The sequence below is a fragment of the Dietzia cinnamea NBRC 102147 genome (assembly GCF_001571065.1).
Taxonomy (GTDB): Bacteria; Actinomycetota; Actinomycetes; order Mycobacteriales; family Mycobacteriaceae; genus Dietzia; species Dietzia cinnamea.
On record NZ_BCSW01000001.1, the window covers coordinates 49,408 to 69,393 of the forward strand.

Consider the following 19,986-nt stretch of genomic DNA (forward strand, 5'->3'; position numbering starts at 1 on the left):
GTCTGTCACACTCCGAGCTTGCTCTTGGCGATCTCTTCGCCGACCTTCGCGGCGGCGGCGGTCATGATGTCGAGGTTGCCGGCGTAGGGCGGCAGGAAATCCCCCGCGCCTTCGACCTCGGCGAAGATCGCCACGCGGGCCATGCCGCCGGTGATCTCGGTGGGCGGGTCGAACTGCGGCTCCTGGAGCAGCCGGTAGCCCGGCACGTATTCCTGGATCTCCTTCTCGCGCTTGCGGATGGCGGTGGTGATGAGGTCGTGGTCGGCGTCCTCAGGGATCGAGCAGAAGATCGTGTCGCGCATGATCATGGGCGGCTCGGCCGGGTTGAGGATGATGATCGCCTTGCCCTGCTTGGCGCCGCCGACCTTCTCGATGGCCAGCTTGGTGGTCTGCGTGAACTCGTCGATGTTGGCGCGGGTGCCGGGGCCAGCGGACGCACTGGACACCGAGGCGACGATCTCCGCGTAGTCGACGGGGACGACCGAGGAGACGGCGTGGACCATCGGGATGGTGGCCTGGCCGCCGCACGTGACCATGTTGGTGTTGGGCGCGCCGAGGTGCTCGCGGAGGTTGGCGGGTGGGATCACCATGGGACCGACGGCCGCGGGCGTCAGGTCGATGGCGACGATGCCGGCGGCCTCGTACTTGGGCGCGTACTCCTTGTGCACGTATGCGCTGGTGGCCTCGAAGAGGAGGTCGGGCTTCTCGCCGCCGGCCTCGATGGAGGCGAGCAGTTCGTCAGCGCCGCCGGCCATGCAGACGAGGCCGTGTTCGACGGCGCGCTTCATACCCTCGGATTCGGCGTCGATGCCGATCATCCATTTGGGCTCGATGTACTCACTGCGCTCGAGCTTGTACATCAGGTCGGTGCCGATGTTGCCGGACCCCACGATCGCTGCTGTGAGCTTGGCCTTCTCTGTCATGAGAGCAGTGTCGCGCGCGGGGAACGCACGCCACAAACAGCTGTGCCACTCAACGGCACAACGACCTGGTCCGGTGGCGCTCGCTAGGCGGGTCGCCCGCGGGACCGCTCCGTCCCCGGCGGGTTGGTGATGTACCCGTCCGCGGAGATCAGCCGGTCGGCGTAGTCCTCCCACGCCCGTTCCCGAATACCGTCGCGGGCGCGGGCCAACGGGCCCCGTGGTCTGGTGCGGTGCCGGTGACCGGTCTCTGTGAGGATGATCAGCTCACCGAGCGGGCCGGGACGGTAGGCGTTGGTACCGAACGTCTTCTCGCGGTGGTGCTTGCGGCAGAGGCACACGAGGTTCCATTCGAGGGTCGGGCCACCGAGTTCCGGATCGCGCTTGTTGAACGCGATCACATGATCCACGTCGCAGTCCTTCGCCGGCACCGAACACCCCGGGTGCCGGCACGTACCGTCCCGGAGGCGGATCCGCTCCGCCATGGCCGGGCTGATCAGGTATCGCAGTGCGTGGTCCGGCGAGTCGACGGCGCCGGGCGCGGGGTCGATCAGCTCGAAGCGCACGCTGGCGTCGTCGCCCTCCAGGAGCTGCTGGCAGAGCCAGTTGTAGCTGCTGTACGCGCCGTGGACGAACTCGACCCGGTTGGGGAGCCCCTGCGCGGCCGAGGCGATCACGCTGATCCGGATCGCCTGCCCGGCGTTCGCGGCGTTACCGAGCGACGGCCGCGGCAGGTCCGCGCCCGCTCGGACATCGCCTAGCTCGATCGCTTCTTCGCCCGCGGCTTCACCGCTGACCGCGTCACCGCCACTCGCGCAGCTCGAATCGCCGTTGTTCGGGTACACAGCCAGCGACGCGAGGGCGTCTGCGCGAAGCTGGTCCAGCGTCCCGGGAACGCCGTCCGCCGACGCGGCGCGGGCCTCGGCCTCGATGCGCCCGCGCAGCAACTCAGCCTCCGCCGGGGGCAGTTTCGCCACGAGGTCGGCCATACCGTTGCGGCCGGTCCGAAACCGCACCATGCGGGTAGCGAGAGCCTCGGCCTCCGCCTCCTCCGCCCCTGCGGGGTCGAACCGGCCGACGAGCTCGTCGATCCGCGAGTCCACCTCGGTGCGGCTCGGCCGGTCCCCGCCCCCCAGGTCTCCGGTGAGCCCGGCTATCAACTCGTCTTCCACGTCGGAGAGGATCGAGTCGGGCACTGCAGCCAACTTGCAGGCGATATCGATGGCTAGTTGCTCGGGCACCAACCCCCGGTCGACCGAGGACCTCAGGCGCAACAGCCGGGAGTGGATCTGCACTCCGGCCGTGACCAGTCGCTCGGCGTGCCAGCACGTGAGCTGACACGCCGCCGCCAGATGGTCCCGGGCCCGCGACTCCGGAGCGAGCCGCGCATAGGCCGGCCGCGGCGACGCCTCGCGGCGCTCCGCGTCGGCTGCCTCCGCCTCCGCCGCGCGGGAGAACTGCTGGACGAGCATGTGCGCGGCCTCCAACCGCGTGGCACCGGCCCGGTTCTGTGCCAGCGTCGCCGCCCGCGCCGCGTCACTGACCGCCTTCATGTCGGCAGCGCCGAGTGGATCGGAGACGGCGAACAACGGCTTCGCTTCCGACATCTTCACCCCCCCCCCACGCCGCCTCAGTAGAACGTATATACGACCCTAATCGGCGCGCAGGAATAGCGCAAGAGTTCGATTCAACGACCCCGGCGTGTCCGACCCGCGCGCTACACTCACCGCATGACCGAGCCGCCCACCTCCCCCGTCGATCGCGCCTTCGAGGTGCTGCGTGTGACGGCGGCGGGCACCGGGATGACCCTGAGCGAGATAGCGCGGGAGACGGGGCTGGCCAAGTCCACGGCGCTGCGATTGCTCACCGCCCTCGAGCGCAACGACGCGGTGACGCGGATCGGCCAGCGCTACCGGCTCGGGCCGCTGGTCCAGGAACTGGACCCGATCCCCGTCTCGCCTGAATATGAGCGGATTCGGCGGGCACTCACGCCGTTCCTCGCGCACCTCTTCGAGGCCACGCGCGCGACCGTCCACCTGGCCACCCTGCACGGGGACGAGGTGGTCTATCTCAACAAACTGCACGGCCCACGCCCGATCCCGTCACCGTCACGGATCGGGGGCGGGCTACCCGCGTACTGCACGGGGGTGGGAAAGGCGATGCTGGCGTTCGACGAGGATGCCGCCGGCCGCGTCGCGCGGTGGCCGATGATCGCGTGGACCGAGACCACACTGACCTCGCCCGACGCGCTGGAGGTGGAGCTCGGCGAGATCCGCCGGAAGAAGCGCGCGGTGGACCGCGCCGAGCTCACCCCCGGGCTGTACTGCGTGGCGGCGCCGGTGTTCGACGACGACGAGGAGGGCGCCGGCGGCACACGGGCAGTAGCTGCCCTGTCCGCGAGCGCGGCGGACGAGAACGCCCTGGCCCGGCTCGAACCGCTGGTCACCCGCGCGGCCGCGGCAGCCGGGCGCGCCCTGAGCTCGGACCGTTAGCGGAACGCCATCGTCACGTCGCCCAGGCCCGCGAACTCCGCACGGAAGGTGTCGCCCGGCGTCGCGTCCATCGCGCGAATGGCGGTGCCCGGGAGGATGATGTCGCCCTTGCGCAGTCGGACGCCGAATTTCGCGACCGTCGAGGCCAACCATCCCACCGAGTTCAGCGGGTTGCCCAACACCGCGTCGGAGCGGCCCGAGGCGAGGAACTCGCCGTTCTTGTAGAGCGTCGCATCGATTGCGGCCACGTCGATGTCCGCCAGACGCACGCGCTGCCGGCCGATGACGTAACCGCACGACGAGGCGTTGTCCGCGATCGTGTCCGGCAGCTTGATCTTCCAGTCGCGGATCCGGGAGTCGATGAGCTCGATCGACGGGACGACCCACTCGATCGCCGCCGCGGCCTCCTCCTGCGAGCACCCCTCCGGCGGGATGTCAGCACCCAAGATGAAGCCCACCTCCACCTCGACGCGCGGGAAACAGAAGCGCGCCGCCTCGATCGGCGCGCCCTCCGGATACTCCATGGAGTCGAGCAGGTGACCGTAGTCGGGCTCGTCGACGCCCATCATCTCCTGCATCGCCTTGGACGCCAGACCCACCTTGTGGCCGATGACGACTGCACCGGCGTCGAGCTTGCGGCGAATGTTGACGAGTTGGATCTCGAACGCGTCGTCAGCATTCATGTCCGGATGGTCGTCGGTCAGCGGGGCGATCGGCGAGACGTCGGTCTCGGCGTCCCACAGTCGCTGGGCCAGAGTGGCGCGGGTCTCCTCGGTGAGCATGACGGGCATGCTACCTGGGGCGTCTGGCGTGACGACGATCAGTTCTATAACGTGTTCTACATGGCAGACCAGGAATTCGACGTCGTCGTCGTCGGCAGCGGTGGAGCAGGCATGACGGCCGCCCTCGCGGCAGCAAAGAAGGGCCTCAGCGTGGTCCTCGTGGAGAAGGCCCCGCACTACGGAGGCTCCACCGCCCGCTCCGGCGGCGGCGTGTGGATCCCCAACAACTCGGTGCTCCAGCGCGACGGTGTCCTCGACACCCCCGAGGCCGCGCGGACCTACCTCCGTTCGATCGTCGGCGACGTCGTCCCGGCCGAGCGGATCGACACCTACGTCGACCGCGGGCCCGAGGTCCTCGACTTCGTCCTCGCCAACTCCCCGCTCCGGTTGGAGTGGGTCAAGGACTACTCCGACTACTACCCCGAGGCTCCCGGCGGTCGCCTCGGAGGCCGGTCCGTCGAGCCGAAGCCGTTCGACCTACGACAACTGGGGTCCGAAGCCGACAAGCTCGAGCCCGGTTACGCCAAGGCCCCGGCGAACATGGTGGTCATGCAGTCCGACTACCGGTGGCTCAACCTGCTGCAGCGGCCGACCACCAAGGGCATCCGCCGCTCGATCAAGGTGTCGCTGCGGATGTTCCTCGCGAAGGCCCGGGGGCAGAACTCAGTGGGCATGGGCCGGGCGCTCATCGCCGGCCTGCGCAAGGGCCTGCTCGACGCGGGCGTGCCGGTGTGGCTCGAGACGCCCATGACCGGTCTGGTCACCGAGGGTTCCGGCAACGAGGAGCGGGTCGTCGGCATCACCGCGATGCGGAACGGTGAGGAGGTCACGCTGCGCGCGCGCCTCGGCGTGGTGATGGGCTCCGGTGGATTCGAGCACAACCAGGAGATGCGGGACAAGTACCAGCGTCAGCCCATCCCCACCGACTGGACCGTGGGTGCGGCCGCCAACACCGGTGAGGGCATCGAGGCCATGGAGCAGGTCGGCGCCGAGCTGTCCTTCATGGAGGACGCCTGGTGGGGTCCCACCATCATGCTCCCGCGTGGTCCGTGGTTCGCGCTGGCCGAGAGGTCTCTGCCCTGCTCGTTCATGGTCAACCCGCGCGGTGAGCGCTTCATGAACGAGTCGCTGCCCTATGTCGAGGCAGGCCACAGGATGTACGGCGGCGAGTACGGCCAGGGTGAGGGCCCGGCCGAGAACCTGCCAGCCTGGATCATCTTCGACCAGGAGTACAAGAACCGGTACCTCTTCGCCGGTCTGCAGGCCAAGCAGCCGCTGCCCAGGAAGTGGCTGGCGACGGAGAACTTCCACAAGGCGGACACCCTCGCCGAGCTCGCCGAACTCATCGGCGTACCGGCCGACGCCCTCGAGCGCACCGCCGAGCGCTTCAACGGTTTCGCCGAGAAGGGCCGCGACGAGGACTTCCAGCGCGGTCAGTCGGGCTACGACCACTACTACGGGGACCCGACCAACAAGCCCAACCCGAGCCTCGGCCCCGTCCGCAAGGCCCCGTTCTACGCGGCCACGATGGTGCCCGGCGACCTCGGCACCAAGGGCGGCGCCAACACGGACGTCCACGGCCGTGTGCTGCGTGAGGACGGCTCCGTGATCGAGGGACTCTACGCCGCGGGCAACGCGTCCTCGCCGGTCATGGGCCACACCTACGCCGGCCCGGGCGCCACCATCGGACCCGCCATGGTGTTCGGTTACCTCGCCGTCGAGCACATGCTCGCCTCCACCCCCTCCACCCAGAAGACGGGAGTCTGACGTGCCGATCGATCTCGACACAGCCCTCGGGGCACAGCTGCCCTCCCAGGAATTCTCCTGGACCGCCTCCGACGTGGCGCTCTACGCACTGTCCGTGGGCGCGGCCGCCGACCCCACGGACACCACAGGGCTGGAGTATGTCCACGACTCCGCGCCCAAGGTGCTGCCGTCGTTCGCCACCGTCGCGGCGACGATGAACGTCACCGAGGCGCCGAAGGTGTCGTTCCCGGGTGTGGAGATCGACCTGGCGAAGGTCGTCCACGGCAGCCAGTCCGTGACGCTGCACCGCCCCATCCCGGCCGCCGGCACCGCCGTGACCACCACGAAGATCGCCGAGATCCAGGACAAGGGGTCGGCCGCGGTGATCATCCAGGAGTCCGAGACGGTCTCCGCCGACGGCGAGAAGCTGTGGACCTCCCGGTCCGGCATCTTCGCGAAGGGCGAGGGCGGCTTCGGCGGCGAGCGCGGAACGTCGGAGAAGGTCGAGTACCCCGAGCGGGACGCCGACCACACCATCGAGGTGGCCACGCTCCCCCAGCAGGCGCTGTTCTACCGCCTGTGTGGTGACCGCAACCCGTTGCACTCGGACCCCGCGTTCGCCGAGGCCGCCGGGTTCCCGCGTCCGATCCTGCACGGCCTGTGCTCGTACGGGGTGGTCCTGCGTGCGGTAGTCGACGAGGTGCTGGGCGGCGACGTCTCCCGCGTCAGCGGGTACGGCGTCACCTTCGGCGGCATCTTCTTCCCCGGCGAGACCATGCGCGTCCGCGTGTGGGAGGAGGGCTCGCGCCTGCTCGTGGCGGCCACCGTCGCGGAGCGCGACGACGCCCCCGTGTTGAAGAACGTGGTGGTCGAGCTCGCCTGACCGGCGCCCAGCGCAGGTCAGCACATCTCGCGGAACTGCTCCACGAGGCGCAGTCGGCCGGGCGCGTCGAGGGCCATGGGGACCACGGTGAGCGTGGTGGCGCCCGCCTCGCGGAACGCCTCGACCCGCTCGGCGACGTATCCGGCGGGCCCGATGAGGGAGACCGAGCGGACCAGCTCGTCGGGGACCGCCGCTGCAGCCTCTTCCTTCTTGCCGTCCAGGTAGAGGTCCTGGATGCGGGCGGCCTCGTCCTCGTAGCCGTAGCGGCACGCGAGCTCGTTGTAGAAGTTCTTACCGCGCGCGCCCATGCCACCGATGTAGAGGGCCAGGTGCGGCCGGACGAGGTCGAGGTAGAAGGGCACCTCGGCCTCGTCGCAGATCGCCAGGGCGGGGCCGGCGTAGACGTCGAGCTCGCCGAGCGACGGGTCGCGCTTCGCCCTGCCCGCCGCCAGGGCGTCACCCCACGCGAGGTGCGCCTTCTCCGGGTGGAAGAACAGCGGCTGCCAGCCGTTCGCGACCTCGGCGGCCAGTTCGACGTTCTTGGGCCCGAGCGCGGCCAGGACGATCGGGATGGTCGAGCGCACCGGATGGTTGATGAGCTTGAGCGGCTTGCCCAGCCCGGTGCCCTGGTCGGCGGGCAGCGGGATCTGGTACTTCTTCCCGTCGTGGACGACCTTCTCGCGGCGCCACACCTTGCGGCAGATCTCGATCACCTCGCGCGTGCGGGCCAGCGGCGCGTCGTACTTCACGCCATGGAAGCCCTCCACGACCTGCGGGCCCGAGGCGCCCAGGCCCAGCACGAACCGGCCGTCGGAGACGAAGTCCAGCCCGGCCGCGGTCATGGCGGTGAGCGTGGGCGTCCGGGTGTAGATCTGCAGGATCCCCGACGCCAGCTCCATGGTGGACGTCTTGGCCGCGAGGTAGCCGAGCTGGCTCACGGCGTCGAACGAGTACGCCTCCGGGACGAACGCGATGTCCAGTCCCGCCCTCTCGAGGTCCGCGGCCTCCGCGGCCGTCTCGGCGAACCCGCCGCTGTAGTTCAGAGCCATCCCGATGCGCATGCGCGTCACGCTACCGGGGTGCGGGCACGCCTCTGATCACCGCGTCGACCTCCCCGCCTATGCGCACGAACACCCCGATCCGGCGGCACAGGGGCGTGTCCGCGCGTTCGTAGCCCACGAGTCGGTACCCGGCATCCGCCGCGACGGCGAGGACGGTGGCCTCGGGGAGGTCGATGTCCGAGGTGGGGACGACGACGAGCTCGCCACCGCGCAACATCCGGGCCAACCGCAGCCGGCGCGCACGGTCATCCCCCCGACGCCGCCACCACCGGCGGGCGGCGATCACCGCGGCGGCGATCACCCACGCGAGCAGCGGGAGCAGTGCCAGGACCGTGAGCACCCAGCCGGGGCTCACCGCAGGTCACCGGTCGGATGGGCGTCCCCGCCGCGGACGAAGTGCATCGGCTCGAGCCACGGGCCCCGCTGGACGAGCGCCCGCGCGCCCCCGACGGTTTCCCAGCCCCTGGACCGGGCCGCCGCGTGGACGACCACCCTCGGCAACCGCAGCTCCCACGGGCGGAGGACCACCTCGTCGTCGTCGCCGTCCAACCGCACGGCGAGCGCACGGGCGCGCCGGCCGTGCCGGCCCCGGAAGGCCCGCACCACGCCGCGGACCCGCTCGGTCGGGTCGATTTTCCGCATGCACCGGATCGTACGGGGCCGTAGGCTCGCCGACATGGCACCCAAGCCGCGCCTGCAGTCCGAGTCCCGCCCCGTCGATTCACGCGCCGCCGACCCGCGGCCGGCCGACCCCGAGCTCACCGACGACGGGCACGTCGTCGAGCCCAGCGCGGACGACTACCGTCACGCCACCGAACTCGAGATCAACCACGACTGGTACAAGTCCGCGGTGTTCTACGAGGTCCTGGTCCGGGCCTTCTACGACTCGGACGGCAACGGCACCGGCGACCTCCGTGGTCTCATCGAGAAGCTCGACTACCTCGAGTGGCTGGGCGTCGACTGCCTGTGGCTGCCGCCGTTCTACGACTCGCCGCTGCGCGACGGCGGGTACGACATCCGCGATTTCCGCACCGTGCTGCCGGAGTTCGGCACCGTCGAGGACTTCGTGGAACTCCTCGAGCAGGCGCACAGCCGCGGCATCCGGGTCATCACCGACCTGGTCATGAACCACACCTCCGACACCCACGCCTGGTTCACCGAGTCCCGCGCCGACCCGGAGGGCCCGTACGGCGACTTCTACGTGTGGTCCGACGACGACACGCGGTACCCCGAGGCCCGCATCATCTTCGTCGACACCGAGTCCTCCAACTGGACCTACGACCCCGTACGCGGGCAGTTCTACTGGCACCGCTTCTTCTCCCACCAGCCCGATCTCAACTACGACAACCCCGAGGTCCAGGAGGCGATGATCGACGTCCTGAGGTTCTGGCTGGACCTGGGCATCGACGGGTTCCGCCTGGACGCCGTGCCGTACCTGTTCGAGCGCGACGGCACCAACTGCGAGAACCTGCCCGAGACCCACGAGTTCCTGCGCAAGTGCCGCGCCGTGGTCGAGGAAGAGTACCCGGGGCGTGTGCTGCTCGCCGAGGCCAACCAGTGGCCCGACGACGTGGTGGACTACTACGGCGAGCCCGAGGTGGGCGACGAGTGCCACATGGCGTTCCACTTCCCGCTCATGCCGCGGATCTTCATGGCCGTGCGGCGGCAGTCCCGCTTCCCCGTCACCGAGATCCTCGCCCACACCCCCGACATCCCGTCCTCGGCGCAGTGGGCGATCTTCCTGCGTAACCACGACGAGCTCACGCTCGAGATGGTCACCGACGAGGAACGTGACTACATGTACGCGGAATACGCCAAGGACCCGCGGATGAAGGCCAACATCGGCATCCGCCGGCGCCTGGCCCCCCTGCTCGACGGTGACACCAACCAGCTCGAGCTGTTCACGGCGCTGCTGCTCAGCCTGCCCGGCTCGCCGATGCTGTATTACGGCGACGAGATCGGGATGGGCGACAACATCTGGCTCGGCGACCGCGACGCCGTCCGCACGCCCATGCAGTGGAGCCCCGACCGCAACGCCGGGTTCTCCCGCTGCGACCCGGGCCGGTTGTACCTGCCCGCGATCATGGACCCCCTGTATGGCTACCAGGGCGTCAACGTGGAGGCGCAGATGAACTCCACCGCCAGCCTGCTGCACTGGACGCGGCGCATGATCCACGTCCGCAAGAGCCACCCGGCATTCGGGCTGGGCGAGTTCACCGACCTCGGCGGGTCCAACCCGTCGATCCTGTCCTACCTGCGCTCGCTGGATTCCGACGGCACGGGCACCGACGTGATCCTGTGCGTCAACAACCTGTCGCGGTTCCCGCAGGCGGTGCGCCTGGACCTGGCGGAGCACGCTGGTCGTCAGCCCGTCGAGCTCACCGGCGGGGTGCCGTTCCCGGAGATCGACGCCGACCCGTACCAGCTCACGCTGCCCGGGTACGGCTTCTACTGGCTCGAACTGCGCAGCCCGGAGGAGGGACCGAGATGAGTATCTCCCCGGTCGACGACGACACCCTGGCCCGACTGCTCACCGACTGGCTACCCGAGCAGCGGTGGTTCGCCGGCAAGGGGCTGGAACTCACCGGAGTGCGGATCACCCGGCGCGAGGTGTTCCTGGACGATCCGGAGGTGCTGGTCGAGCACCTGCTGGTGGATCTCGAGGTGGACGGTCGGCCCCAGCGCTACCAGGTGCCGATCGCGACCGCGGCCGAGTTGCCGGGTGACCGACGGGCGTTCCCGTTGACCCCGGAGGGCGCCTCCCCCGTGATCTACGACGGACTGCGCGACCCCCGCGGCACCGAGTCCCTGCTCCGCCACCTGGCCGGGCAGGACGAGGTCGGCGGGCTGCGGTTCCGACTGGTCCCCGGCGCCACGCTGCCCGAGCCCACGTGGGGGCGGCTGCTGGAGGGTGAGCAGTCCAACTCGTCGCTGGTGTACGGCGACGACCTCATGGTCAAGGTGTTCCGGCTGGTCCAGCCGGGCGTGAACCCCGACGTGGAGCTGCACGCCGCGCTGGCCGACCGGGAGTGCCCGGCGGTGGCGGCGCTGCGGGGATGGGTGGAACTGAGCGGCGACGGGGACGACGGCGAGGGGGGCGACACCGGAAACGGGCCCACGACCCTGGCGATGGCCCAGGAGTTCATGGCGGGCGCGGCCGACGGGTGGGCGATGGCCACGGCGAGCGTCCGAGACCTGTTCGCCGAGGCCGATCTGCTGGCCGAGGAGGTGGGCACCGACTTCGCCGACGAGGCCGGCCGGCTCGGGGCGGCCGTGGCGCAGGTGCACGAGGACCTGGCGGCCGCGACCGGAGTGGCGACGCGCGACGGTACGGACCTCGTGGCGTCGATGCGGGCGCGGCTGGACGCGGCGGTGGCCGAGGTACCGGCGCTGGCGGAGTTCGCGGACGCCGCGCGGGCGGTGTTCGACGAGGTCGCCGGCTCCGGCCCGGTACGCGTGCACCGCATCCACGGCGACCTGCACCTCGGCCAGACCCTCCGGGCACCGGACCGCTGGATCGTCATCGACTTCGAGGGGGAGCCGGCCGCACCCCTCGCCGAGCGCCGGGTGCCGGACTCGCCTGCCCGCGACGTGGCGGGCATCCTGCGCAGTCTCGACTACGCGGCCCAGCACACGCTCGTCGGCGTGGAGGACCGGCAGCTGCGCTTCCGGGCCCGCGAGTGGCGTGACCGCAACGTCGACGCCTTCTGCTCGGGGTACGCCGAGGTCAGCGACGCCGATCCTCGCGACTCCGGAGCGCTGCTGCGGGCGTACACACTGGACAAGGCCCTGTACGAGGTGGTCTACGAGTCACGTAATCGACCCGGGTGGGTCCCGGTGCCGATGGGTGCGGTCGAGCGGATCCTCGCCGCCGGCTGACCGGCTACGCACCCCGCGAAGCACGCTCCATGCGACGCACCGCGGCCCGGCCGCTGGTACGGGCCCGGCCGGGGTGGTCACTGCTCGTGCGTCACTGCTCGTGCGTCACTTGGTGGAGATCTGCTCCTTGGCCCACTTGTAGTCGGCTTTGCCCGCGGGCGAGCGGCGGATCTCGGGCACGACGACGATCACCTTGGGCACTTTGTAGTTGGCCAGGGACTCACGCAGGAATGCGGAGAGCTCCTCCGGCTCGGCCGACGTGCCCTCGCGGAAGGACACGACTGCGGCGACCTTCTGTCCGAAGCGCGGGTCGGGGGCGCCGGCGACCAGCGCGTCGTGCACGGCCGGGTGGGCCTTGAGCGCCTGCTCGACCTCCTCGGGGAAGACCTTCTCCCCGCCCGTGTTGATGCAGCCCGAGCCGCGGCCCAGGAACACGATGGAGCCGTCCTCGCGGATCCGGCCCATGTCGCCGAGCACCGCGACCCGCTGACCGTCGACCACGGGGAAGGTTTTGGCGGTCTTCTCCGGGTCGTTCCAGTAGCCGAGCGGGACGTGACCGCGGCGCACGATGTAGCCCACCACGTCTGATCCGGGGGCGACCGGCTGGTTGGACTCGTCGATCAGCCCGAGGCGCGGGGTCGGCGCCAGGACCATCTCGCCGTCCTCGTTGAGGTTCAGCTCGCCGTCGTTGCCGGTCTCGGAGGCGCCGAAGTTGTCGCGGATTATGACGTTCGGGAACTCTTCGTGCAGGCGGTCACGCGAGGACTTGGACCAGATGCCGCCGCCGGAGGCGACCATGAACATCGAGCTGAAGTCCTTGGTTTTCTTGGCCTCGAGCAGGGCGTCGGTGATCGGCACGGCCATGCCGTCGCCGACGAACATCAACAGGCCGGCCTTGTGCTCGGCGGTCGCGTCCACGATGACCTCCGCGTCGAAGTCGCGGAACAGGATCAGGTGGCCACCCATGTTGACGAAGGTCAGCAGCGTGAACAGTCCGGCGCCGTGCATGAGCGGGGCTGAGATGACGACGCGGAATCCGCCGTCGGGCGAGACGTTGTCCGCGACCTCCTGCGGGCTGTGCCGCTTGTCTCCGTAGGGGTTACCGCCGGACAGGCAGGCGTAGTAGTAGTCCGACATCGTCCACTGGACGCCCTTGGGGAACCCGGTGGTGCCGCCGGTGTAGACGATCCAGTGGTCGTCACCGCGGGCCGGCTCGAACCCGCGCTCCGCCGATTGCTGGGGCAGCTCGGCGTCGACGTCGACCAGGGTGAGGCCGGCGGCAGCACACGCGTCCGCGAGGACCTGAGGCGTCCCGCCGACGGCGAGGATCGTGCGCGTGCTGGTCAGTTGCGGCACCGCGGCGGCCATCGTCTCGGCGAACTCGGCGTCGACCATCACGGCGACCGACTGCGAGTCGTTGAACAGGTAGACGAGCTCGGCCGGGGTGTAGCGGTAGTTGACGTTGATCCCGGCCACGCGGATCTTCATGGACGCCACGATGGCGGCCATGTGCTCGGCGCTGTTCTTCATGTACAGCGCGACGTGGCTGAGCGGCTCCGCACCGTGGGCCTTCAGGAGGTGACCCATTCGGTTGGCGAGCTCATCGATCTGCCGGTACGTGTAGTCGACACCGTCCATGGTGAGCAGCGGGTTGTCCGGGATCCTGTCGGCCACGGCCTCGAACACGGCGGCTTCGTTCATGTCCGGGTTGGTTCCGGCGAGGGGATCGGTGGACTGATCGGCAACTGCGTCGGTCATCGGGGCAGGTCCTTAAGAGCGGGGGCTGTGTGTCTTCTCTCACATTGTGGCCTGAACTTGTTCTCATGTCCAGACCCGGTACTGAGCAGCGACAATCGGGCATTACTGCAACAGGTTCCACCTCGCGACGAACCTCCGGGCATGGTTACGGGTGACCACCGTCAGTCGAGCGTCTACATTGCGCACATGAGCGGATCACGGCCCCGACATCCCGGCCCGCCGTACGACGGCGGCCTCCGACTGCCACGCTCGACCGGGTCCGGCGACGTCCCCCAGGACGGCCGCCGTTCGTCCGACCGCGAGGCCGACCGGCCGTCCCGACGCGGGCCCGTCCTCCAGGGGCCCGCCGAACAGGGGACGCTCCGCTCGCGGGGCCTCGCCGAGGCCCTGCGCCTGATCGTGCGCCCCGCCCTGGACCGGATGCCCGCGACCGACGCCTCGCTCGGGCGGCTGCGGGCCCTCACCTCGGGAGCGGGCCGCGCCGCCGCGCTGGAGAGCACCAACGACTGGTCGTGGGACGGGCCGGTGCCCGGCCTGTGGGTGGGCCGCAAGCGGTTCTTCGACTCCGACAAGGTGATCTACCACGTCCACGGTGGCGGCTTCGCGTTCGGATCCCCGTGGTCACACAAGGCGCTCGCGTCCCGGATCGCCAGCGAGACCGGCGTCCCGGTCTTCCTACCGGATTACCGGCTCGCGCCCGAACATCCGCACCCGGCGGCCACCGAGGACACCATCGCCGGCTGGGAGTGGCTGATCGAGATGGGGTTCCCGGCCGCGAACATCGTGGTCGCCGGCGACTCGGCCGGAGGCAACCTCGCCCTGCAGCTGGTGGCCCACCTCGAGAGGACGCGGGCGCCGATGCCTGCAGGCGTCGTGCTGCTCTCCCCCTGGGTCGACCTGGACTTCACGGACATGACCGAGCGGGACCGGGCGCGCAAGGACCCGTTCCTCGCCCTGGGGCTCGCCGAACTGTGCCGACGGCAGTACGCGCCCGGGGTGGACCCGGACGATCCGGCCATCTCCCCGATCAACTACGAGCCGTCCCCGGACTGGCCGCCGTTCCTCATCCAGGCTGGCGGCCAGGAGATCTTCCGGGGCGGGATCGAGCGCATGGCAGAGAACTTCGCCGAGCACGGCGTGCGCCACGAGTTCCAGCTGTGGCCGGACCAGTTCCACGTGTTCCAGGTCTTCCACCCGCTCGTCCCGGAGGCGCGGGTCGCGGTCCGCGACATCGGCTCGTTCGTCCGGGGGTGCCTGCGCCGCTGAGCCGGCGGCGCTGGCGCGTGTCAGGGCTGCGCGGTGAGGACGAGTCCCGAGGTGGGCACGCCGGTCCCTGCGGTGACGACGAGCTTCTCGGCGCCGGCGACCTGGTTGACCGACTCCCCGCGGAGTTGACGCACGCCCTCGGCGATGCCGTTCATACCGTGGATGTACGCCTCGCCGAGCTGGCCGCCGTGGGTGTTGAGCGGCAGCCGGCCGCCCACTTCGAGGGCACCCGGCTCGCGGACGAAGTCCTTGGCCTCGCCGCGCCCGCAGAAGCCGAGCTCCTCGAGCTGCATGAGCACGTACGGCGTGAAGTGGTCGTACAGCACCGCCATGTCCATGTCCTCGGGCCGCAGGCCCGACTGGGACCACAGCTGGTCGCCGACGATCCCCATCTCGGGCAGACCCGCGAGCTCGGGGCGGTAATACGAGGTCATGATGTATTGGTCCGGCCCGGAGCCCGAGGCCGCCGCCGCGATCGAGACCGGCTCGTGCGGCAGGTCGCGGGCCCGCTCGGGCGTGGTCACGACGATCGCCTGGCCGCCGTCCGACTCCTGGCAGCAGTCCAGCAGGTGCAGGGGCTCGGCGATGTAGCGCGAGGCCTGGTGCTCCTCCAGCGTGATGGGCTTGCCATAGAAGAACGCCGCCGGGTTGGCCGCGGCGTGCTTGCGGTCCACCACCGCGACCCGGCCGAAATCCTCGCTCGTGGCGCCGTACTCGTGCATGTAGCGCTGCGCGACCATCGCGACGAACCCGGCCGGGGTGGACAGCCCGTGCGGGTAGGAGAACGCGTTGTCCGTGCCCGAGGAGTTCACCTGGTGCACGAGCGCCGAGTTGACCTGGCCGAAGCGCATCCCCGAGCGCTCGTTGAACGCGCGGTAGCAGACCACGACCTCCGCGACGCCGGTCGCCACGGCCATCGCCGCCTGCTGGACCGTTGCGCACGCCGCGCCGCCGCCGTAGTGGATGCGCGAGAAGAAGTTGAGACCGCCGATACCGGCGGCGCGGGCCACGGCGATCTCGGTGTTGGTGTCCATCGTGAACGACACCAGGCCGTCGACGTCCGACGGCTGCAGACCGGCGTCGGCCACCGCCGCGCGGACGGCCTCGGCGGCCAGCCGGAGCTCGGACCGGCCGGAGTCCTTGGAGAAATCGGTCGCGCCGATGCCGACGATCGACGCCTTGTCCGCGAGGGAGCTCACTGCGGGCCTCCGTTCATGTAGAGGGTCGCGGTCGAGGTGACATGCGCGCCCAGCGAGTCCGTGCCGACGATCTTCAGCGTGACCAGCCCGTCGCCATCGATCCCCGTGACCTCACCCGTGAGGGTCAGGGAGTCGTACGCGTACCAGGGCACGCCGAGGCGCAGCTTGATCGAGGTGATGCGCGCGCGCTGGCCCGCCCAGTCCGTCACGTACCGCTGCACGAGGCCGGTGTCGGTGAGGATGTTGACGAAGATGTCCTTCGAGCCCTTGGCGTGGGCCAGGTCGCGGTCGTGGTGCACGTCCTGGAAGTCCCGCGTCGCCAGGGCGGAGGCCACGATGAACGTCGGCGTCCCCTCGATGGTCAGCTCGGGCAGCCGGTCCCCCACCGTGGCGGCGGGCGGTTCGGCGGGGCAGATCACGTCGGTCACCGCACTGTTCTCGCTCATTTGCCGCCACCTTCCTTGACCTCGGGCATCTGACGGTCGATCGGCGCAGTGCCAGCGGGGCGCCACGCGTAGAGGGTCCACGGCTCGGTGCCGAAGGCCGCGTCCTCGGACTCATCTCCCGGCATGTCGAGGAACTCCACCTCGACCTCCATGCCGATGCGGACCTCCGCCGGGTCGACGTCACGCAGCTCGCCGAGCATGCGCACACCCTCCTCCAGCTCGATCAGCGCGATGACGAACGGGAACTTCGTCCGGCCCGGCACCCGCGGCGCGTGGTGGACCACGAAGCTGAACACCGTGCCGCGGCCGGAGGACACGACGTAGTCGGTCTGCTCGGACCTCTCCTTCCACAGCGCCGGCACGGGCGGGTGCTGCAGGGAGCCGTCCTCGCGCTTCTGGATGCGCAGCTCGCGGGCGGCGACGCCGTCCCAGAAGAACCGCGTGTCGTGGGAGACCGACGGGCGCAGGACCTCGCCCACCACCAGGTCGTCGGTGGCCGAGCCGGAGCTGGCGACGATCCGCTCCTCCGACGAAGCCGAGCCGGCCGGCTCCGCGGTCTTGGCCGGCGGCCGGAACTTGAGGATCCGGAAGTCCATCTCGGCCACGACCTCATCGCCGACGCGCCAGTAGTTGCGGGTGGTGAAGAACCAGCCCTCGCCCAGGCCCGTGGTCTTGGGGCCCACCACGTCCACCAGCACGGACTCGATGGTCACCTCCTCGCCCGGGCGGGTGTAGCGGTGGTAGACCGAGTCGCAGTTGGTCGCGACGACCGAGGTGAATCCCTCGGCGTCGAGGATGTCGGTCATGCGGCCGAGCGGGTCGTCGGCCTCGCGGGTCTTGCCGAGTCCGCGCATCGTCCACACCTGCGCCATCGCGGGCGGGGCGACGAGTCCGCCGTGGCCGGCCGCGACGGCCGCCTCCTCGGTCTCGTAGATCGGGTTGGTGTCGCCGATCGCCTCGGTCCAGTTGCGGATCATCGGCAGGTTGATGGGGTCGCGGCCCGCGCGGCGGGCGCTGCCGCCGGAGGCCTTGACCTCGTCGGCCGCGGCGAGGATGCGCGCGGCGCGCTCGTCGGTCACCGTGTCGTCGAACACCGTGTCGTCACTCATGGGTGCCTTCTCGTCGGGGTGGGGTGCGCAGCGGGGCTGCGCTGGCGGACGGGGTCGGTGTCAGCGCGCCGTGCGGGGCATGCCGAGGCCGCCCATGCAGACCAGCTCGCGCATGACCTCGTTGACGCCGCCGCCGAAGGTGATCACGACGTTGCGTTTGTTCATCATGTCGAACCAGCGCTGCAGCGCCGCCGTGTCGGGATCGGTGGGGTCGCCGAAGCGGCCGAGCAGCTCCTCGACGATCCGGCCGACGTGCTGGATCTTCTCCGTGGAGAACACCTTCGACGCGGCGGAGTCGCCCATCGACGGATTGTCCCCAGTCGACGAGACCTGCCAGTTGAGCAGCTCGTTGAGTCGGACGATCGCGAAGATCTCCGCGAGACCGCGCCGTACCTCGGGCCGGTCCAGGTGGCGGACGCCGTCGACGCCGGTGCCGCGGGCCCAGGCGGCGAGCTCGTCGTAGTACCCGCCCGGCCGGCCCGACGGGGCGAGCATGACGCGCTCGTGGTTGAGCTGCGTGGTGAGCATCTTCCAGCCCCCGTCGACCTCGCCCACGACCATGTCCGCCGGGACGCGCACGTCCGAGTAGTAGGTCGCGTTGACGTGGTGGGCGCCGTCGCAGGTGATGATCGGCGTGAACGAAAAGCCGGGGTCGGTGGTGTCCACGATGAAGATCGTCAGCCCGCGGTGCCGGGAATCGGGGGTGCCGGTGCGGGCGGCGAGCCAGATGTAGTCGGCGTGGTGCCCGCCGGTGGTCCACATCTTCTGCCCGTTGATGATCCAGTCGCCGGTCGCCTCGTCCTTGCGCGCCGTGGTGCGCAACGCGGCGAGGTCGGTGCCGGCGTCGGGCTCGGAGTACCCGATCGCGAAGTGGATCGTCCCGTCGAGGATCCCCGGGAGGAACTTCTCCTTCTGCTTCTCGGTGCCGTACTTCTGCAGAGTCGGGCCGACGGTCTGCAGCGTCACCGAGGGCAGCGGCACGTCGGCGCGGGTGGCCTCGTTGGTGAAGATCTGCTGCTCGATGTGGCCGAAGCCCTTGCCGCCGTACTCGGTGGGCCAGCCCACGCCCAGCCAGCCGTCGCGGCCCATCCGCGTGATGATCTCCGCGTAGGTGTCGCCGTGACGCGTGGTCGCGATGTCCGCGGCCTCCTCCGGCGAGATGAGGGTGGAGAAGTACTCGCGCAGCTCGTCCTGCAGCGCGCGCTGCTCGGCGGTGAGGTCGATGAACGCGCCCTCGGCGTCGGCGGCGTCCGCGTCGCCGGAGGCGGGCGCCACCTGCCCCACCGGGTCGGCGGCGATCGCCGCGCCCAGCGCGTCGAGGTGCAGCTGCGCGCCGCCGACGAAGCGGGCGAGGTCCTTGACCGCAGAGGAGTACTTGAACATCGGGTACGTGACGTCCACGCCGACGCCACCGTGGAGGTGGTGCAGGAGCTGGACGGCGCGCGGACCCTCGGTCGCCAGCCAGTACGCGCCGATCGTGGGATCGGTCTCGTAGCGGTCACCGGGCCCGGCCAGCCCCTCGGAGATCCGCCACGCCACCGACTGCGCGATCACGTGCAGCGTCTGCGAGACGATGTAGACGTCCGCCAGTTCCTGCTGCACCGCCTGGAACGAGCCGAGCGGCTTACCGAACTGCACCCGCTCCTTGAGGTAGTCGGCCGTCATGTCGAGCGCGCCGGCCACGAGGCCGTCGCCGTGGGCGATACAGGCGGCCAGGACGAGACGCCGGAACTCCTCGAGGACCGACTCCGATCCCGAGCCGCGGAGCACGTCGTCGTCGTCGACCTGCACGCCGTCCAACCGCATCGCGTACTCGGGCACGCCCAGGGAGCCGAGGGTGGGGGTGAGGGTGACGCCGGGGGCGTCGGGGGCGACGACGACGAGGACGGCACCCTCGGGCGTGGTCGCCGGCACGAGCACGTGACGTGCCTGGGCCGCGTACCGCACCGATGTCGCGGTCCCGGTGAGCTTCCCGCCCTCGAGCCGTACGGTGGGCTCGAGCGGCAGGGGGCTGCCGGGCTCGGCGACGGCGGCGGTGAGGATACGTCCGTCCTCGATGCCGGAGAGCAGTCGCTTCTGCTGGTCCGCGGTGCCGAGGGTGACGATCGGCAGCACGCCCAGGCCCAGCGTCTCCAGGGCGGGGATCACCACGCCCGCACGGCCGACCTCCTCGAGAACCACGGCGATGTCGGCGGGCGTGAGGTCGTCGCCGCCGAGCGCTGCGGGCAGGCCGAGCGAGAGCAACCCGGAGGTGGCGAACGCCGACCAGAGGCGCTCGTCGAAGCCGGCGTCGTCGACACTGCGGCTGGGCAGCGCGGTGAGCAGTTCCTCGGCCGGGGCGGCCGTCGACAGCGCGCCGGCCACCGCCTCGGCGACGGCGGCCTGGGTCTCGGTACGCGTGAAGTCCACGATCAGTCCTGTTCGGATACGGGGGCGGAGAACGGG

At 70.3% G+C, this 19,986-nt stretch carries 17 protein-coding genes and 1 pseudogene; 6 read left to right on the forward strand and 12 right to left on the reverse strand.

The annotated features are described in order from the left end of the window. Positions 1–5: 5 nt before the first annotated feature. Both DCI01S_RS00270 and DCI01S_RS00275 read right to left on the reverse strand, forming a co-directional pair. On the reverse strand, positions 6–923 hold the full coding sequence (locus DCI01S_RS00270; protein WP_061227428.1) for an acetaldehyde dehydrogenase (acetylating): 918 nt from the start codon (positions 921–923) through the stop codon (positions 6–8). An 83-nt stretch (positions 924–1,006) separates the two neighbouring features. Then, positions 1,007–2,527: an HNH endonuclease signature motif containing protein gene (locus DCI01S_RS00275; protein WP_061227557.1), complete on the reverse strand. Its 1,521-nt coding sequence runs from the start codon at positions 2,525–2,527 to the stop codon at positions 1,007–1,009. Positions 2,528–2,650: 123 nt separating this feature from the next. On the opposite strand from DCI01S_RS00275, the gene DCI01S_RS00280 reads away from it, so the two are divergent. After that, the gene (locus DCI01S_RS00280; protein WP_061227429.1) at positions 2,651–3,412 is read left to right on the forward strand and encodes an IclR family transcriptional regulator; all 762 of its coding nucleotides are present in this window, start codon (positions 2,651–2,653) and stop codon (positions 3,410–3,412) included. Here the strand turns inward: DCI01S_RS00280 and DCI01S_RS00285 are convergent. Continuing rightward, the gene (locus DCI01S_RS00285; protein WP_174521494.1) at positions 3,409–4,194 is read right to left on the reverse strand and encodes a 2-keto-4-pentenoate hydratase; all 786 of its coding nucleotides are present in this window, start codon (positions 4,192–4,194) and stop codon (positions 3,409–3,411) included. The two genes, DCI01S_RS00280 and DCI01S_RS00285, sit on opposite strands and share 4 nt — an antisense overlap. Positions 4,195–4,254: 60 nt before the next feature. On the opposite strand from DCI01S_RS00285, the gene kstD reads away from it, so the two are divergent. After that, the gene (gene kstD / locus DCI01S_RS00290; protein ID WP_061227558.1) at positions 4,255–5,961 is read left to right on the forward strand and encodes a 3-oxosteroid 1-dehydrogenase; all 1,707 of its coding nucleotides are present in this window, start codon (positions 4,255–4,257) and stop codon (positions 5,959–5,961) included. A gap of 1 nt (position 5,962) precedes the next feature. Then, a complete protein-coding gene (gene chsH3, locus DCI01S_RS00295) occupies positions 5,963–6,823 on the forward strand; it encodes an enoyl-CoA hydratase ChsH3 (protein ID WP_061227431.1) in 861 nt (286 codons plus the stop codon). A 17-nt stretch (positions 6,824–6,840) separates the two neighbouring features. Here the strand turns inward: chsH3 and DCI01S_RS00300 are convergent, their stop codons facing one another. From DCI01S_RS00300 to DCI01S_RS00310, 3 genes are read right to left on the reverse strand one after another with little or no spacing between them, the layout of a single operon-like run. After that, on the reverse strand, positions 6,841–7,884 hold the full coding sequence (locus DCI01S_RS00300) for an LLM class F420-dependent oxidoreductase (protein WP_061227559.1): 1,044 nt from the start codon (positions 7,882–7,884) through the stop codon (positions 6,841–6,843). A gap of 10 nt (positions 7,885–7,894) precedes the next feature. Further along, positions 7,895–8,239: a hypothetical protein gene (locus DCI01S_RS00305; protein WP_061227432.1), complete on the reverse strand. Its 345-nt coding sequence runs from the start codon at positions 8,237–8,239 to the stop codon at positions 7,895–7,897. Next, entirely contained in the window at positions 8,236–8,526 is a 291-nt protein-coding gene (locus tag DCI01S_RS00310) for a hypothetical protein (protein WP_061227433.1), read from the reverse strand. The genes DCI01S_RS00305 and DCI01S_RS00310 overlap by 4 nt, the downstream gene beginning before the upstream one ends. A 34-nt stretch (positions 8,527–8,560) precedes the next feature. On the opposite strand from DCI01S_RS00310, the gene treS reads away from it, so the two are divergent. Both treS and DCI01S_RS00320 read left to right on the forward strand, forming a co-directional pair. Further along, positions 8,561–10,375 (forward strand): maltose alpha-D-glucosyltransferase, encoded by a 1,815-nt coding sequence (treS, locus tag DCI01S_RS00315; protein WP_244881613.1) that lies wholly within the window; start codon positions 8,561–8,563, stop codon positions 10,373–10,375. Continuing rightward, positions 10,372–11,763, forward strand: coding sequence for a maltokinase N-terminal cap-like domain-containing protein (locus DCI01S_RS00320; RefSeq protein WP_061227434.1), 1,392 nt, complete (start codon positions 10,372–10,374; stop codon positions 11,761–11,763). Before treS ends, DCI01S_RS00320 begins: the two co-directional genes overlap by 4 nt. Positions 11,764–11,868: 105 nt before the next feature. Here DCI01S_RS00320 and DCI01S_RS00325 read toward each other — a convergent pair whose 3' ends face one another. Further along, complete coding sequence (locus DCI01S_RS00325; protein ID WP_061227435.1) at positions 11,869–13,521, reverse strand: AMP-binding protein; 1,653 nt, start codon at positions 13,519–13,521, stop codon at positions 11,869–11,871. Positions 13,522–13,707: 186 nt separating this feature from the next. On the opposite strand from DCI01S_RS00325, the gene DCI01S_RS00330 reads away from it, so the two are divergent. Then, positions 13,708–14,787, forward strand: coding sequence for an alpha/beta hydrolase (locus DCI01S_RS00330; RefSeq protein WP_061227436.1), 1,080 nt, complete (start codon positions 13,708–13,710; stop codon positions 14,785–14,787). A gap of 20 nt (positions 14,788–14,807) precedes the next feature. On the opposite strand, the gene DCI01S_RS00335 is transcribed toward DCI01S_RS00330, so the two are convergent. From DCI01S_RS00335 to DCI01S_RS18105, 5 genes and pseudogenes are all read right to left on the reverse strand, one after another. Continuing rightward, a complete protein-coding gene (locus DCI01S_RS00335) occupies positions 14,808–15,986 on the reverse strand; it encodes a lipid-transfer protein (RefSeq protein ID WP_061227437.1) in 1,179 nt (392 codons plus the stop codon). Continuing rightward, positions 15,983–16,432 carry a MaoC family dehydratase gene (locus DCI01S_RS00340; RefSeq protein WP_061227438.1) on the reverse strand — a complete coding sequence of 150 codons (450 nt, stop codon included), beginning with the start codon at positions 16,430–16,432 and terminating at the stop codon, positions 15,983–15,985. The genes DCI01S_RS00335 and DCI01S_RS00340 overlap by 4 nt, the downstream gene beginning before the upstream one ends. Next, the gene (locus tag DCI01S_RS00345; RefSeq protein WP_061227439.1) at positions 16,429–17,541 is read right to left on the reverse strand and encodes a bifunctional MaoC family dehydratase N-terminal/OB-fold nucleic acid binding domain-containing protein; all 1,113 of its coding nucleotides are present in this window, start codon (positions 17,539–17,541) and stop codon (positions 16,429–16,431) included. The genes DCI01S_RS00340 and DCI01S_RS00345 overlap by 4 nt, the downstream gene beginning before the upstream one ends. 60 nt (positions 17,542–17,601) lie before the next feature. Beyond that, entirely contained in the window at positions 17,602–18,816 is a 1,215-nt protein-coding gene (locus DCI01S_RS18100) for an acyl-CoA dehydrogenase family protein (RefSeq protein ID WP_311199382.1), read from the reverse strand. A 93-nt stretch (positions 18,817–18,909) separates the two neighbouring features. Continuing rightward, positions 18,910–19,950: pseudogene (locus DCI01S_RS18105) on the reverse strand (acyl-CoA dehydrogenase family protein); the annotation flags it as partial. Positions 19,951–19,986: the final 36 nt, after the last annotated feature.

Bases quoted from the DNA above. Each gene is read 5' to 3' on its own strand.
- DCI01S_RS00310 (WP_061227433.1), bottom strand. From the start codon at position 8,526: ATGCGGAAAATCGACCCGACCGAGCGGGTCCGCGGCGTGGTGCGGGCC.
- DCI01S_RS00345 (WP_061227439.1), bottom strand. From the start codon at position 17,541: ATGAGTGACGACACGGTGTTCGACGACACGGTGACCGACGAGCGCGCC.
- DCI01S_RS00280 (WP_061227429.1), top strand. From the start codon at position 2,651: ATGACCGAGCCGCCCACCTCCCCCGTCGATCGCGCCTTCGAGGTGCTG.
- DCI01S_RS00270 (WP_061227428.1), bottom strand. From the start codon at position 923: ATGACAGAGAAGGCCAAGCTCACAGCAGCGATCGTGGGGTCCGGCAAC.
- DCI01S_RS00330 (WP_061227436.1), top strand. From the start codon at position 13,708: ATGAGCGGATCACGGCCCCGACATCCCGGCCCGCCGTACGACGGCGGC.
- DCI01S_RS00340 (WP_061227438.1), bottom strand. From the start codon at position 16,432: ATGAGCGAGAACAGTGCGGTGACCGACGTGATCTGCCCCGCCGAACCG.
- DCI01S_RS00320 (WP_061227434.1), top strand. From the start codon at position 10,372: ATGAGTATCTCCCCGGTCGACGACGACACCCTGGCCCGACTGCTCACC.
- DCI01S_RS00300 (WP_061227559.1), bottom strand. From the start codon at position 7,884: ATGCGCATCGGGATGGCTCTGAACTACAGCGGCGGGTTCGCCGAGACG.
- DCI01S_RS00275 (WP_061227557.1), bottom strand. From the start codon at position 2,527: ATGTCGGAAGCGAAGCCGTTGTTCGCCGTCTCCGATCCACTCGGCGCT.
- treS (WP_244881613.1), top strand. From the start codon at position 8,561: ATGGCACCCAAGCCGCGCCTGCAGTCCGAGTCCCGCCCCGTCGATTCA.
- kstD (WP_061227558.1), top strand. From the start codon at position 4,255: ATGGCAGACCAGGAATTCGACGTCGTCGTCGTCGGCAGCGGTGGAGCA.
- DCI01S_RS00325 (WP_061227435.1), bottom strand. From the start codon at position 13,521: ATGACCGACGCAGTTGCCGATCAGTCCACCGATCCCCTCGCCGGAACC.
- DCI01S_RS00285 (WP_174521494.1), bottom strand. From the start codon at position 4,194: ATGCTCACCGAGGAGACCCGCGCCACTCTGGCCCAGCGACTGTGGGAC.